We start from the raw sequence: 364 nt of genomic DNA, 5'->3' as shown, positions 1-364 counted from the left end.
TGTCGGCCGTGGTCGGCACGCTCCTGGCAACCATGAGAAAGACCAGCACAAAATAGCCGGCCTGGATAATGGCGGCGCAGATCACGGCGCGCAGCACGATCGTGCCGAGCGAGGCGCCTTCGAAATAGGACCACGAGATCACGATCGCGAGGGCGAACAGCATCCCGAAGATGAATTTTGGCAGTGACATCTCCGTCGATCCATCAACCGACGCGAGCATGCAAAAGTGACGGCTTACCCACCCGAGTATCTCCCCATGCGCCACGCGAGCTATTCCTGCTGCTCGCTTTCGACCGGTTGCTTCCGGCCTTCCCAACCTATCCAAACTCTAACAGGAACATTTTGCGACTCTATTAAGGCGGGG

General features: G+C 58.0%; 1 protein-coding gene. It reads right to left on the bottom strand.

The annotated features are described in order from the left end of the window. A partial coding sequence (locus EN862_RS35140; RefSeq protein WP_135913303.1) for an exopolysaccharide production repressor exox occupies window positions 1–190 on the bottom strand: 190 nt, incomplete at its 3' end. Window positions 191–364: the final 174 nt, after the last annotated feature.

It is taken from the genome of Mesorhizobium sp. M2E.F.Ca.ET.219.01.1.1, from assembly GCF_004016445.2.
In the GTDB taxonomy this organism is placed as follows: domain Bacteria; phylum Pseudomonadota; class Alphaproteobacteria; order Rhizobiales; family Rhizobiaceae; genus Mesorhizobium.
This window is presented reverse-complemented; position numbering and strand designations above follow the sequence as displayed.